Origin of the sequence: Lutispora saccharofermentans (assembly GCF_024363565.1) — a bacterium.
Taxonomy (GTDB): domain Bacteria; phylum Bacillota; class Clostridia; order Lutisporales; family Lutisporaceae; genus Lutispora; species Lutispora saccharofermentans.
Genome location: NZ_JAJEKE010000009.1, coordinates 26719 through 41090, shown reverse-complemented (window position 1 = coordinate 41090; position 14372 = coordinate 26719). Strand labels below are relative to the sequence as shown.

The window sequence follows — 14372 nt, the reverse complement described above, 5'->3', positions numbered from 1 at the left end:
TAAGGAGGATCTGCAGTATGGCATATATTCATTTTACAGACGAACAAAAGCAGCGAGCGAACTCTGTCGACCTGGTGGATTTCCTCCAGCGGCAGGGTGAGCAGCTCATTCGCTCCGGACGGGAGTGGCGCTGGAAGCGCTTCGACAGCGTGACTGTGCGAGGCAATGAGTGGTTCCGCCACAGCCGTAAGGAGGGCGGTCGTGCCATCGATTTCGTTCAGCAATTTTTTGACCTGAGCTTTCCTGAAGCGGTGACACTCCTCTTAGGCGGCGAGTCCGGCGCAGAGTGGAACCAGACCTCCAAAAGTGCTCCTGCTCCCCGAAAGGACTTCGCACTGCCTGAGGCCAATCCGGATATGCGCCGTGTGTTTGCTTACCTTATCAAGCAGCGTTTTATTGATAGAGATGTGTTGTCTCATTTCGCTCATGAAAAGCTGGTATATGAGGATAAGGAATACCACAACGCAGTATTTGTGGGGCTGGATGAAAAGGGCGTCGCTCGCCACGCTCATAAGCGCGGTACCTATACGCAGGGAGAACCCTATAAAGGTAACGTGGAGGGCAGCGATCCGAAATATAGCTTTCACTGGATTGGAGAGAGCGGCGTCCTCCATGTGTTCGAGGCGCCGGTAGATATGCTGTCCTTCATCACGCTGAACAAGAACGGCTGGCAGCGGCACAGCTATGTAACACTGGACGGTGTCTCGGAACACGCCATGCTTCGTCAGCTGGAGCTGAATTCTCATCTGAAAAATGTCGTGCTGTGCATGGACCATGACGAAGCTGGCATCGAAGCCACTGGCCGCCTGAAGGATATTCTGTCGGGCAAGGGTTACGCGGGAATTTCTGTAATGCAGTCGCAGAATAAGGACTGGAACGAGGATTTGAAAGCCAGAAATGGCGTCAGTCCAATTCCGGCACAGGAGCATCCCAAGCTAGTGCTGTTGCCAGCGGTTATTGCCGTGCTGCACGATTTGTGCAAAGTCCTTTCAGCACAAAAAGACCTGCATTCCTTCCTGTCGGAGTGTTATGAAACGGCGGAGCCGTTTTTGGCATCCGGCAAGTCAGCGACGGAGAACGCGGAGGCTGTTCGGGAATGCCTGCAGTGTATGGCGGTGGGTTCTTTGGTTCTCATGCACAGGCAGCTTCATCAGATGGAACGGCCTGTGACAATGGAGCAGCTCATCCAAAAGCTGCGGGAAAGCTACCATCCCCATGAGGATAGAGGCTGGCTCAGGACTAAGACAGAACATATAAGCCAAGATGTTTCGGACATCGGCCACCAGCTCCAGGCATCGGGCATCCGTACATTGGAGGATAAGGAAAAGCTCCTGTCCTCCTATCAGCGCCTTGCGCTGGACTGTGTCAAAGCGCTGCTCTTTGTCGAGCTGGAAATGCCGAAGATGCTTCCGGCACAGGAGCAGGCAAATTTTATTATAGCCATGTAAAGGGGGAATCTAATTGCATGCATCACAAATTATCATCCTGATTGCTGCGGGACTGACCATGTTCGGCGTTATCGGGCTGTTATCGCTCATAGCGCATTACTACACTTTAAACGGCATTAAAAGCAGAACAGTAGGCGATGGTCAGCACGGTACGGCCCGTTGGTCGACAAAGCAGGAGATAAAAAAGACATATACCGAAGTGCCGTATGAGCCAGAGAAATGGCGCAAGGGAGAAAGGCTGCCGAAGGAGCAGGGACTCATAGTCGGCTGGAGGAAAGCGTCGCTGTTTGACGATGCCGCGCCTCACGGATACGCGCTGGTGGATGATAATGATATCCACTGTCTGATGATCGGAGCGGCTGGCGTCGGTAAGACCGCCAACTTTCTCTATCCCAATCTTGAATACGCCTGCGCCTGCGGTATGAGCTTCGTGACTACAGACACCAAGGGCGACCTCTACAGAAACTACGCCGGTATCGCAAAAGAGCATTACGGCTATGATGTAGCCGTCATAGACCTGAGAAACCCCACCCGCTCGGACGGAAACAATCTGCTCCATTTGGTCAACCGCTATATGGACGCTTACCTGAAAAATCCGGAGAACCTTGCGTACAAGGCCAGAGCGGAGAAGTATGCCAAGATCACCGCCAAGACCATCATATCCTCCGGAGGCTTTGATTCTGCTATGGCTGGACAAAACGCTTTCTTCTATGACGCGGCGGAAGGTCTGCTGACCTCCGTGATCCTGCTTATAGCGGAATATTGTGAACCGAACCAGAGGCACATTGTATCCGTGTTCAAGCTCATTCAGGATCTGCTGGCTCCCAGCGGCGTCAAGGGCAGGACTTTGTTTCAGTTGCTCCTTGCCCATCTGCCGGATGAGCACAAGACCAAGTGGTTCGCTGGGGCGGCACTCAATACTGCGGAGCAAGCCATGCAGAGTGTTCTTTCTACGGCGCTGTCAAGGCTCAATTCGTTTCTGGATTCTGAGCTGGAACAAATTCTGTGCTTTGACACGGCAATTGATGCGGAGAAGTTTTGTACAAACAAAAGTGCAATATTCCTGGTAATGCCGGAGGAAGATAACACAAAGTATTTCATTATCAGCCTGATCGTCCAGCAGCTCTACCGTGAGATTCTATCGGTGGCCGACGAGCATGGTGGAAAGCTTCCCAACCGCGTGATGATGTTCCTCGATGAAATCGGAACTATACCAAAAATAGAGTCTGCCGAGATGATGTTCAGCGCCAGCCGCTCACGCCGGGTGTCCATCGTCGCCATCATACAGAGCTTCGCGCAGCTGGAGAAAAACTATGGCAGAGAAGGCTCCTCCATCATCATCGACAACTGCCAGGACACGGTGTTCGGCGGCTTTGCTCCCAATAGCGAATCAGCGCAAATTTTATCAAAAGCCATGGGAAGCAAGACTGTTATGAGCGGCTCGGTCAGCCGGGGGAAAAATGATCCGTCGCAGAGTCTGCAGATGATTGAGCGACCGCTGATGACGCCGGATGAGTTAAAGTCAATGCCCAAGGGGCATTTTATCGTCACAAAGACCGGAGCTTACCCCATGCGTACTCGCTTGAAGCTGTTTACGGAATGGGGGATCACCTTCGGCAAGCCTTATGATATTGCCGAGCAATCTGCCAGAGTGGTTAAATATGCTGACAGGCGAAAGGTAGAGGAAGAAATAATACGCCGTCATTCCGCATATGTGGATGTGCCGGAAGAAGATACAGAAGCGGCTGCGACGGGCGGGCTTCTGCATTCGCAGGCTATGGAGCTGGATATGCCGTCCAGGGCAAAAGCACCTGTTCGGATTGAGTAGGAGGTGAAGCTGTGGCTTACTTTACATCCGTTTATACCTCAGAGCTGTCGCACCGGGCGAGAGCCGTCTATATGTACCTGCATGACCGTGCCGACAAGGATGGCAAATGCTACCCGGCGATTGGTACCATTGCCAGAGAGCTGAAGCTGTCCCGCAGCACAGTCAAACGTGCCATAACAGATCTTGAACAAAGCGGCCGTCTCCGTAAGGAGCAGCGCTGGAGAGAGAACGGCGGCAAGAGCAGTAATCTGTACTACATCAAGCAACCGGATTCCTGAAACAGCTAAAAAGGACCTTCCCCGCCAAGGGGAAGGTCTACCATGCTTATGGACTATGGAAGGGTTCAGGATGAACCATGAAGGTGAACATCTCACTTTAAAACAGAGCTTTAACAACAGAGAAGAAATATTTTGAATTATAATAAAGAACCATCCTCTGTGAAGATGGCTCTTACTTATTTAGTATCTAGTAATGCCTTGATCGTGGCCTCAGCTACTTGTAAATCACGTTCATCGCAAAGATTAATCATGTGGATGAGGTGTTCTTTTTTGGTGTTTGTGTGTTGGATTTCTGGGAAAAAGATTTTATCTGAAGATATCTTCAAGGCTCGGACAATCTTAATGAGCACCTTCATGCTTGGCTGCTTGTTTTCATTTTCAATGGCCATTATGTACCTTGTTGTGATTCCGACTTGCTCGGCGAGTTCTTCCTGTGTCAGTCCGGCATCCTGTCGGGCGACCTTTATTTTCTGGCCAAATGTTTTCAGTAATTCATCCACTGTCAGTTCACCTCCAATCAAATATTACAGTGGAGGAATAAAAATGAGAACGTACTGACAGTGTTTGATAACACGAAATAATACAATTCAAATAAAACAAATGAATAATAACTTGGAGACCAAAATAGCTAAGGATGGATTTGCTATTAATATTTACTTGAGAGTAATATTCTTATCGCTAATGGTCAGCATAGATAAGGGTTTATAAGTATTTATACAAATATTATTGTTAAAATTGCCTGGAACATTTTCTCGAAAAAAATAAACTTGAACGGAAACCACAAAGCCGAGAGCAACGAGTAGCAAAGAGAGACCGTCAATACACTCTGAGTGGAGTAAAAAAGTTCATCTCCGAAAGAGATAAACTCCGCAAGAATGATGAAAAGATAGAAGTCTCTTCGTGTTACAATATTACATCGGAAAGGAGGAAGCAAAATGCAAGGTCAGACAACGCACATCGCCTCACATGCCCCAAAAGCCTTGATTTTGCGGGACGAGGGTATGGCAATCAGTATTAAGGGCTTTTCAGCCGACACAGGCGATAAAGCAGATACAGACTATCGTGACGAATATAACCGACATGGTTTTGCAGAAAGAGAATTGCTTGTAGCATGTGCGGTTATCCAAACGAAGCGATTTGTGCATCCTTCGAAACACAAGGAGGATGCACAAAATGATAAAGCCAAAGAATAGTTGGCAAAAATGGGCAATTCTTTTTCTAATCAGTCAATGCACTACATTGTTTGGCTCAACACTCGTCCAGATGGCAATCGTCTGGTATGTTACTCTGGAAACCTTGAGCGGCGCTTGGGTGGCCGCATTTTCTGTCTGCTCATATATGCCGCAGTTTTTGATTTCATTTGTTGGCGGTGTATGGGCTGACAGATACAACCGAAAAAAACTGATTATTCTCTCAGATGCAATGATAGCGGCGATTACACTCGTGATGTTTTGCACTATGCCGTTTATTTCCTCTGGGCCGTTGATGCTTAGCGCATTGCTTATTATGTCGGTTATTCGTTCACTAGGAGCAGGCATCCAGACGCCTTCGGTCAATGCGGTTATTCCGCAGATTGTTCCCGAAGAACATTTGATACGTTACAACGGAATAAATGCAACGATGCAATCTATTGTGCAGTTTGCGGCCCCTGCCGCTGCAGGAGCTATTTTAACCATTGGGACGCTCCATTCAACACTTCTTGTCGATATAGTGACTGCTGTGTTTGGCATAGGTATTTTATCCTATGTGTTGATACCGAAGCAAGAAGCTCCTAAAGAGAAGCTATCTATTTTTGCAGATATGAAAATCGGAATTGGCTATGCCTTTTCAGATAAGTTATTAGCTAAACTTCTGATCATTTACGGCTTGTTTGTACTTTTATGCGTACCTGCTGGCTTTATGGCAGGACTATTGGTGAGCCGTGTTTATGGCGATACTTATTGGTATCTGACGGCCGTAGAACTTGTAGGCTTTGCAGGAATGGCTGTCGGCGGAATGTTAATGGGAACTTGGGGAGGTTTTAAGAGCCGTATAAAAACCCTTATGGTTGGCCTTTGCGGTTTTGGAGCAATGGCAATCGGTATGGGGATAGCCCGTAATTTTATCCTCTACCTTGTGATGATGGTATTATACGGCGTTGCTCTTACATTGATACAGACATCAATAACCACATTGATTCAAGAAAAGGCAGAAAGCTCAATGCAAGGGCGTGTCTTTGGATTGATGGGATCAATGTATTCGGGATTTCTCCCTATCGGAATGATAATTTTCGGACCGATGGCAGATGCAATCCCGTTACAATGGATTATGATCGGATCTGGTATCGCTCTTATCCTAATCGCAGCATTTATACGAGCGGATAAGACTGCAGACGGTAGGTCCGACCGCTTTATCAATAATGTTTGATGATAAGACAAAATGGTCTGTGGGTGTGTGAATAGGTAGTGGAATCACATAAATGAAAAAAACAGGTTTATTCGGTTATGCGACTTGATTATAAAATAATATTTTAGGAGATTGACTTTATGAAAATTTTGAATGAAATCCGGAGACCAATAAATTTGCCACTATCAAAAAAACTTTTATATACAGCATCAATATTTGTAATGGGGGTTATATTAGGCGTAATTTCCAAGGCGCTTGATGAAACCGCCAGTAATTTATTACCACATTTTCTTGAAGTGTTGGATTTAAGAAATTTTCTTTCCCGTATAGGAGTTTGGATTTTTCTTGCTGTGCTAATATCTGTGTATAGCAAATCACCTGTTAGGTCTGCCATAAATGTTTTTTTGTTTTTCGTAGGCATGGTAGGTAGTTATTATCTTTATACTATTAGGATAGCTGGTTTTTTTCCTAAATCATATATGATGATTTGGGTTATCATGACTGTTGTTTCGCCATTTTTGGCTTTCATATGTTGGTATGCAAAAGGAAAAGGAACAATTGCTATTTCCATTTCATCTTTAATATTTATGCTTGTTTCAAGACCGGCTTTCGGGCTTGGAGTTTGGTATTTTTACATTAAATATAAACTGGAATTGTTACTCTGGATAGCGATGATTTTTATTTTATACCAGTCTCCAAAGCAAATAATTAAGGTGGTTACCATAGGATTCATCCTTAGTTTTCTTATCGCTGAAACTAATTTATTCTGGAGAATGTTGTAGATTCCTATCTACAATGCATTAGTGGAGTACTGGCTCAAACTGTTGGAAAGGAGAGATATTAATTGATTCTTAATGAATTAAAGCTATATCACAGAAGTGGTCACTTTATTTGGACAGATGAATATATTTCAAATAATATGCTAGATGCTCACCTTGACTTTGGTAATGATGCTGCAAGTAGAAATATTAAAACAATAGGGAAGACTATTGATTGGATAATAAAAAAGATTCCTAAAGGAGGAAAAGTTTTAGATCTTGGCTGTGGTCCCGGTCTGTATGCTTCATTGTTAGCAAAAATGGGATATTTAGTTACCGGAATAGATATATCACAACGATCATTATCCTACGCCAGAAAGAAAGCAATAGAAGATAATCTTCAGATAGATTATCATTGTGCAGATTATATTAAAGATGATATTGGCATAGGATACGATGCTGTTTTATGTATCTATTGTGATTTTGGTGCACTAACACCTTTAGAACAGTATATTTTTCTCAAAAAAGTCAATTGTGCGCTATCGGATGAAGGTATTTTTATATTCGATGTCTTCAAAACTGGCTTATGTGAAAATATGCATGAAACTAGAAATTGGCATTATTCAGATGAAGGTGGGTTCTGGTGTGATAAACCTCATTTTATATTAGAAGAAGTCAAGCATTTTAGAGATCAAAAGGCTTGGGGGTCACGGACAATAATAATTCAAGAAGGGGAAAGCCCTAGGGAGTATATTACCTGGGATCATTACTATACAGAAGATAGTATTAAAGAGGTATTAAATAATAATGGGTTTATTTTACTATCAATTAATAATAAATTAATAGCTGAAAACGAGTTTACAAGTAATGATGTCATGTTCATAGAAGCTAAAAAGAAGAAAGTGCTTAAGGAGTACTCCTTCTAAACACTGCCCTCACGCTGCAACTATATAGTTGATTAGGATCTGTCTATTATAGAGTGCGCCGTCCATGTTGCTCTGGCTTCGCGGGCAGGAAACGTCATATAACACGAGGATTCCCCGCGAGGGTGCGGATAGGAAAACTGTTGGGGTATTCCAGCCCTGGCGGGACAAACACGTCGGGAGTCCCGGGTACGCAAGACGATGGCTGGGTCCTTTATTTGGTTGGGGGGCAAAGTATGCAGTATAGTTCAATGGTAATACACTTCATGAGTGGAACAGGATATTCTTATCGGGCGGCTACATGGATGGAGGAAATAGCCAGCAAAAAAGGCATAACCTCAAAGATACATCAGATATCAAAATACTATAAAGAATCAGAGTTGGGAGATGAAGCCAAAAACTTGGTCGGGGTAGTTTTCCCAACACATGGCTTTACAGCGCCTTGGCAGGTAATTCGGTATGTTTTACACTTGCCACATGGAAATGGAAAACATGCTTTTGTAGTGGCGACTAGAGCTGGGAGCATAATTGCATCGATTCCTTTTCCAGGTCTCGAAGGTACAGCAGGTTATCTTATTGCACTCATACTACTTTTAAAGGGTTACATTGTTCGTGGAATCATGGGTCTTGACATGCCATCAAACTGGATGTCTTTACACTGGGGTATAAATCTTGAAAACTCCAGATTTATTATTGGTAGAGCAAAGGTTAAGACAGATTCTTTTATGAAAAGGATTTTTGAAGGGAAAAAAACCTACAGGGGAATTATATTTTTGATTCTAGGTCTTATACTAAGTCCTGTTTCTCTAGGTTATTTAGTCATAGGTCGATTTTTCCTATCGAAATTGTTCTTCGCTTCAGGAAATTGTACAGGTTGTGGTTTTTGCGCTAGGAGTTGTCCAGTTCAGGCAATAAGAATGGTAGGGAGTAAGAAATTACGTCCTTATTGGACATTTGCATGTGAAAGCTGTATGAGATGTATGGGCTATTGTCCTAATAAGGCAGTTGAAGCAAGTCATTCGTTTGCAATAGGTTTATATTTTGTGGCAACTCTGCAAGTTCCTTCCAATGTATTAAATGGATTGAGTAAAGTAATATCAATTGAAAGTTATTTTTTCTTCTTTCTGATACTGCTTAGTTATATTTACATGTTGATTTCATTTTTTGCAGCATACTTCATTCTTTATTGGCTTATTAAAATTCCTTTAGTTAATAAATTTTTTACATACACAACTTTTACACACTTTTATCGCAGGTATCATGAGCCTGACACAACACTAATAAATATTGTGGAGGATAAAAAAAGCCTGTCAGAAAACGAATTGTGAGAGCATGCGGATGAAATCTGCAGTCTAGACGCTTGTAGAAAAATGTAATATCGGTTAACATGTTAGAATTTATAAAGATTTTTTGAGGGACGTGTTTATGAAGCATTTAAATGGATAGCTCTTATTATAATTGATACAGTTATAGCGGTCTTTTATGCCTTGAAAGAATTATATTCTCAACAGGCTTTCCATTGATATTCAGGAACAGTAACAATATTCTTAATTTCATAAATGCCGGATTGCTCTTGTAACAATGCAAATCGCTTATAGTACATCCCGCCTATCTTTTATATTATAGCTAAGATACTTTTATTTCCAAGTCAATTTTATGTATGATATGATTTGTTTCAATCAATATTATGATGTGTGTACTCGGGTTTTTGACAGTCACTTTTATGCTATGAATGGCCCTGTAACTTTTTCGGGCTTAACCCCAAATATCTTGGCGAGAAGCTGCTGCCTTTTGTGAAAAAAGGTGGCTAGCCCGATACCTAAAGGGTCGGGCTTGAGTTTTTGGCCTTTGGCTGATTTTTCAGGACTCTTAATATAGGGACCAGAGTAGAAAAACTGGTTTTCTGTCTTATGGACCAATTAAATGGGTCAATTCACCGGCATATATTAGAGATAATCTGTGCATTGCCCTTGTGCAAGCAATATAAAGAAGGCTTCGGTCGTATTCGCTGAAGTAAGTACGGTCATTAGCCGCAGGAATAATGACCTCATCAAATTCAAGGCCTTTTGACATTTGGACTGAGGTAATTGTTATGCCGTTCTTGAAGTTCAAGCTTTCCGGTGAAATTAAGTGAACCTCGTAGTTTTTAGACAGCGAATCATAAAGGGCTTTAGCTTCGCCGTTCGTTTTCAGGATTATTCCAAGGGTCACATTCTCGCTATTCTGAAATGAGTCCATATTCTCCATTATTTGCGCCAGCTCTTCCTGCTCATTACTGCAATATATGAGGCTGGGATCATCTCCATGACGCTCGACCGCTTCAAGGGCTGCAATATTTTTAATCCGTTTGGCGAATGTAATAATCTCATAGGTTGAGCGGTAGCTCTTGTTAAGCTCAATAAATTCCGAGCCTTCATATAGCACACGCAGGTCTCCCAGCGTGTGCAAATAATTTGGATTAATAAACTGTCCAAAGTCACCGAGAATTGTTTTATGACATTGAAACAGGATATTTATCACCGCATATTGAACCGGTGTGTAGTCCTGCATTTCGTCGATAACCAGATGGCGAATAGCCCGGCTCTCCTGCAAGCCCTCAAAAGCGGCGTAAAAATAGATAAATGGGTATATATCAGACCATTCGAGGATTTCTTTTGCAGGCATCACAAATTTATCGGTTATATTCATCTGCTTATAAAAGTCTTTATAGAGCGCCAGAGTATTCTTAACCTTCAACATCGTGGTCAGGCTTTTTAAGATAGCCCTGGGCTTTGGCAAAGGTTCATCCATGAAGTTATCGGTTTCAAAACGGTTATGAATATCCTCCGCGATTATTTGAAGCCGCCGTTTAACCGGATATTTATGGTAAGCGGCAAAACGGCTTTGTATCCATTCGCTTTCGGCAGAGAATCTGCCGAAAGTGTAATCTGATGGATTAAAGACAGCATCAGGCATCCGGGATAAATACTCGTCCATAAGCTTTACAAAATCCAGCGTGGATTTGAACCGTACTCGTTCTGTCCATTTGGGGTCGCTTGTTTCAAAAGGATCCTTGTCCCGCTCAAAACGGATGACGCCATCAAGCTGTATCCTGGCAATATCTTCAAAGCTCATCTCATAAATAGGTTCCTCGCCGAGTTCCGGCAGTACGTTGGAAATATAATCTCCAAACACCTTGTTTGGGGACAGAATTGCTACGTTTTTTGCCGATAACCTGTCTTTGAAGCGGTATAGTAAGTAAGCAATCCGATGCAGTGCGATGGATGTCTTTCCTGAACCAGCAACTCCCTGAATAATAAGGGTTCCCGCCTTTTCGTTTCGGATGATCAAGTTTTGCTCCTTTTGAATGGTAGCGATGATGGATTTCATCTTTTCGTCAGAAGTATGGCTCAATTCGCGCTGCAAAATATCATCCCGGATATTAACCGAGCTCTCCAGCGCGTATTCCATATTGCCATTCTTGATTTTAAATTGCCGCTTACGTGTCAGCTTGCCGCTGATTCTTCCAATAGGGGCATCGTATCCCGCCGGGCCAACTTCGCAATCATAAAACATGCTTGCGACCGGGGAGCGCCAATCCGAAATCAAAAGCTCGTTATCATGGCTGAAAGCAAACCTGCCAATGTAAAAGGCGGCAGGTGTCTCCTGGGATGCTTCTTGAAAGTCAATCCGGGCAAAGTAAGGTGAATCAAGGAGTTTCAAAAGTTTATCTCGAATCTTTACCGCAAAGGCTCCGCGGTTGTCAATTTGCTTTAATGCAAGCTCACTTTGGAACATCTCGTGTGGATCGATTTCACCTCGATACTGCACCATGTAATGCTTGGAAGCCATATATTCTTTGTCAATTTGCTCGACTGAAGCATTCGCCTGCTTTATGGCATCATCCAATTTGAACCTGGTATCCTCAAGATGCGCGATTTCATCGGGAAAAGCTGAAGTATCATTTGGTGGTTGCTTTTTACTTTCATTTATACGGACAGACGTACGCAATGCGCCCTTGTCTAGCTGCTGTGCATTAGTCATTTGAATCCTCCCTGGGTAAAATCATTTTTTGCGTCGGATATCCGAATTCTGTTAAAAGCTCCGCCTCGGCGAAGCCCAGCTCCTTAAGAGCCTTTCGATATCCTGTATCTGCTTTGTCGCCCTCTCGGAATGTGGTTATGCTGATTTCCTTATTCTCCAGCAGCTCGGTGAGCGCCACATTCAAGAGATCTTGAGAAATACCCTGGTTCCTGTAAAGCGGATGTACCGCTAAAAAATCGATGCTGCCTGTTTCGTAGTTGATCATCATACCTCCAATAGAAATGCTATTATCGGTCATAAGAATTGCGCCTTTGTTTGCGATATAGCGTTTTAGAGTCGTTAAATGCTCATCCTCTTCCAGATAGGGGAACCCGTCAATAACAAGGAGCACTAAATCCATCCATAACGGAATATCCTCTTCTTTGGCAAAGCGGATTTTCCTCACAGAGCTTTTTCGCGTGCTCTCAAGCGATTCGTGTTGGTCCTTGAAGTTGTATTCAAGATGCAATGGATAAAACACCTCATTTCTTCGATATTGGTTAGGAGACTGCTTATACATAACCTTGAATACATTACTGAAAGCTTGCTGACTGTCGTAGCCGGCTAAAATTGCTATATCAATAATGGGTTTGTCTGAAAAAACCAGCAGTTTCGCAGCTTCAGTCAGCTGCCTGCGCTGCGTATAGTCATGTATAGAAAGCCCTACCGTATCGGTGAAAATGCGGTGGAGGTGGTATTTCGAATAGTGTACTGCCTCGGCAACAATATCCAGGTTGATCTTTTCGCTTGTCAAATGTGCTTCAATATATTGGATAGCGGCTATCACTATTTCAAGATTTTTCATAGTGTCTCCTTTCCGTTATAATCGTTTTCTGATTATAACAATACGAAATTGCTAACCTTTAATTAAAATTGCGCATGTTAGTATATACATTTATTGCTCAATAATATAGAAATTGCAAGTAATTTCTAATAAGTAAATAACATATAGGTGAGGCGATTATGTAACACCTGGCAAGCAGGAATATAAGGAGCCAATCATAGGTTTAAGTGAACTTCATCCATCAAAATTAATTGCCATGAACCGCTAAATAATTTCCTTATATTACACATGCACGATAAAATGACCGAGCTAATTATATCAAAATTAAGGATGCTATTTTTAATTTTAATTGCGATTTAATTGAAACATGCGGTAACCCGCTTGATGACGATTTCACAGTATACTTTGCTGCCGGGGACTGCAGGCTGCACAGTAATAACCGTTTACCTGCTTTACGGCGCTTGAGCAAGAAAATAAAACAAAAGCAATATTTATTAAATCTATACAATCATATATTGTTATAATTTTGCAAGGAAGATCCATAAGAGAGTAAGGGCAAACTTGCCGAAAGACAAGGACGCAAAGCCAAGGGTCTAAAATGCGAGCGCATTACGATAGCCTGGCTGCCGTAAAGGATTACTTGCTAAGCCTGCCCTTTTGCGGCAGGTTTTTTCATATGACAGGTCAACATCAGGCGACACCCGCCAAATAAAAAAAACGTGAGTTTGGCGGGTCTGTCTACATGCCTAAATGACCAGAAACGAAACCCTCCGACTTGCGGGATTGGAGGGCGTTTTTATGCTTTCGCAGTATGTCGTAAGAAACGAACGGCCGCTGCCGATCAGCGGCCTGGCGTGATGAAGCGGACATCATTGAATGCGTTGTTTTAATCGGTAAACGGTTAAAAAAAGCCTGTACTGTTTATTAGGGCAGTACGGTCATCAACACGAACCATCAGAGCATATCAAAAATGAAATAAATACTAAGAGTGTACAAATAGACAGTTGTGTCTGTAAGTACGCTCTTTTTTTGTTGCACAGAATTGCCCTAAGATGCCGCTCTCCTCCGTTTGTTCTTCATTTCCGGATTTTCAAATTCACGAAATGGAGGACAAGCTCATGGAGCAGAAAAAATATACATTGGTAGTCAACAAAAAACGCATCCCTGTGACCAAAGAAGTCTATAAGGCTTATTACCAGCACAGGGAGCATGAGATTTATGAGGGTGAACTTTACTCAAACAATACCATCTCTCTGGAGGAAGCTGAGGAAAAAGGTATTTCACTGGAATACATAATAGCCTCAAGACAGAATTCTGTGGAGGATGAAATTACTCAGCGGGATATGCTTGAAAGGCTCCGGCAATGCCTGCTTCTGCTAAACGAAGCTGAACGCCAGCTGATTATAGCGCTGTTTTACCTCGAAAAAAGCGAGCATCAATTGGCTGCGGAGACTGGCATTCCGCGCATGACTATACACAATCGTAAAAAACGAATACTGAGTCAGCTCAAAAAAATTTTAGAAAAATAAAAAGTTTTTTGGTCCAGCCCCTCACTTTTTTCCTTAAAGAAGTGAGGGGATTTTTTTATTCCCCTGTTGCTCTTTGAAAATTTCATATCCGACAGCATAAATACATGAGCTGTCCAGCCGTGTGAAAAGCGGCAGCGACATTGACGGGCGCGCGGAGACTGCCTGCGGATTGTAAGACATCCGTCGAACCGATGGCATCGAAGGTGACGAGCGGGAACGCCCGGTCATAAAACAGTCTGTGGTGGACTGTTTCGCAATGAAATGGGCAGTGATAATGCTACTTCCGTCCAGCCACAGACTCAAGCAATGGGGGCGGCTCGCAGAGATCCTGGGAGAGGTAAGATTCCTATGAGGCTTATTGACCACAAGCCGTTTAT

General features: G+C 43.2%; 12 protein-coding genes and 1 riboswitch. Of the genes, 9 read left to right on the top strand and 3 right to left on the bottom strand.

Translation table 11 applies throughout. The features are described 5' to 3' along the window. Positions 1 to 17: 17 nt before the first annotated feature. From LJD61_RS11145 to LJD61_RS11135, 3 genes are read left to right on the top strand one after another with little or no spacing between them, the layout of a single operon-like run. Positions 18 to 1448: a DUF3991 domain-containing protein gene (locus tag LJD61_RS11145; protein WP_255227619.1), complete on the top strand. Its 1431-nt coding sequence runs from the start codon at positions 18 to 20 to the stop codon at positions 1446 to 1448. A gap of 13 nt (positions 1449 to 1461) precedes the next feature. After that, positions 1462 to 3276, top strand: a complete 1815-nt coding sequence (locus tag LJD61_RS11140; RefSeq protein ID WP_255227618.1) for a VirD4-like conjugal transfer protein, CD1115 family — start codon at positions 1462 to 1464, stop codon at positions 3274 to 3276. Positions 3277 to 3287: 11 nt separating this feature from the next. After that, entirely contained in the window at positions 3288 to 3554 is a 267-nt protein-coding gene (locus tag LJD61_RS11135) for a helix-turn-helix domain-containing protein (RefSeq protein ID WP_255227617.1), read from the top strand. A gap of 176 nt (positions 3555 to 3730) precedes the next feature. Here the strand turns inward: LJD61_RS11135 and LJD61_RS11130 are convergent, their stop codons facing one another. Beyond that, complete coding sequence (locus tag LJD61_RS11130; protein ID WP_255227616.1) at positions 3731 to 4054, bottom strand: helix-turn-helix transcriptional regulator; 324 nt, start codon at positions 4052 to 4054, stop codon at positions 3731 to 3733. Between the two features lie 435 nt (positions 4055 to 4489). Here LJD61_RS11130 and LJD61_RS11125 point away from each other — a divergent pair, with 435 nt between their 5' ends. The 5 genes from LJD61_RS11125 to LJD61_RS11105 all read left to right on the top strand — a co-directional run bounded on the left by LJD61_RS11125 (position 4490) and on the right by LJD61_RS11105 (position 8948). After that, positions 4490 to 4747: a hypothetical protein gene (locus tag LJD61_RS11125; RefSeq protein ID WP_255227615.1), complete on the top strand. Its 258-nt coding sequence runs from the start codon at positions 4490 to 4492 to the stop codon at positions 4745 to 4747. Then, positions 4728 to 5960, top strand: coding sequence for an MFS transporter (locus tag LJD61_RS11120; protein WP_255227614.1), 1233 nt, complete (start codon positions 4728 to 4730; stop codon positions 5958 to 5960). Before LJD61_RS11125 ends, LJD61_RS11120 begins: the two co-directional genes overlap by 20 nt. 119 nt (positions 5961 to 6079) lie before the next feature. Then, the gene (locus LJD61_RS11115; RefSeq protein ID WP_255227613.1) at positions 6080 to 6721 is read left to right on the top strand and encodes a hypothetical protein; all 642 of its coding nucleotides are present in this window, start codon (positions 6080 to 6082) and stop codon (positions 6719 to 6721) included. A 62-nt stretch (positions 6722 to 6783) separates the two neighbouring features. Continuing rightward, the gene (locus tag LJD61_RS11110; protein WP_255227612.1) at positions 6784 to 7623 is read left to right on the top strand and encodes a class I SAM-dependent methyltransferase; all 840 of its coding nucleotides are present in this window, start codon (positions 6784 to 6786) and stop codon (positions 7621 to 7623) included. A gap of 233 nt (positions 7624 to 7856) precedes the next feature. Beyond that, the gene (locus tag LJD61_RS11105) at positions 7857 to 8948 is read left to right on the top strand and encodes an EFR1 family ferrodoxin (RefSeq protein WP_255227611.1); all 1092 of its coding nucleotides are present in this window, start codon (positions 7857 to 7859) and stop codon (positions 8946 to 8948) included. 580 nt (positions 8949 to 9528) lie between these two features. Here LJD61_RS11105 and LJD61_RS11100 read toward each other — a convergent pair. Both LJD61_RS11100 and LJD61_RS11095 read right to left on the bottom strand, forming a co-directional pair. Beyond that, on the bottom strand, positions 9529 to 11643 hold the full coding sequence (locus LJD61_RS11100) for a HelD family protein (RefSeq protein WP_255227610.1): 2115 nt from the start codon (positions 11641 to 11643) through the stop codon (positions 9529 to 9531). After that, positions 11636 to 12487: a GNAT family N-acetyltransferase gene (locus tag LJD61_RS11095; RefSeq protein WP_255227609.1), complete on the bottom strand. Its 852-nt coding sequence runs from the start codon at positions 12485 to 12487 to the stop codon at positions 11636 to 11638. Before LJD61_RS11095 ends, LJD61_RS11100 begins: the two co-directional genes overlap by 8 nt. 523 nt (positions 12488 to 13010) lie before the next feature. Continuing rightward, positions 13011 to 13097, top strand: a riboswitch (cyclic di-GMP riboswitch). A gap of 487 nt (positions 13098 to 13584) precedes the next feature. On the opposite strand from LJD61_RS11095, the gene LJD61_RS11090 reads away from it, so the two are divergent. Continuing rightward, on the top strand, positions 13585 to 13995 hold the full coding sequence (locus LJD61_RS11090) for a sigma factor-like helix-turn-helix DNA-binding protein (RefSeq protein WP_255227608.1): 411 nt from the start codon (positions 13585 to 13587) through the stop codon (positions 13993 to 13995). Positions 13996 to 14372 lie beyond the last annotated feature (377 nt).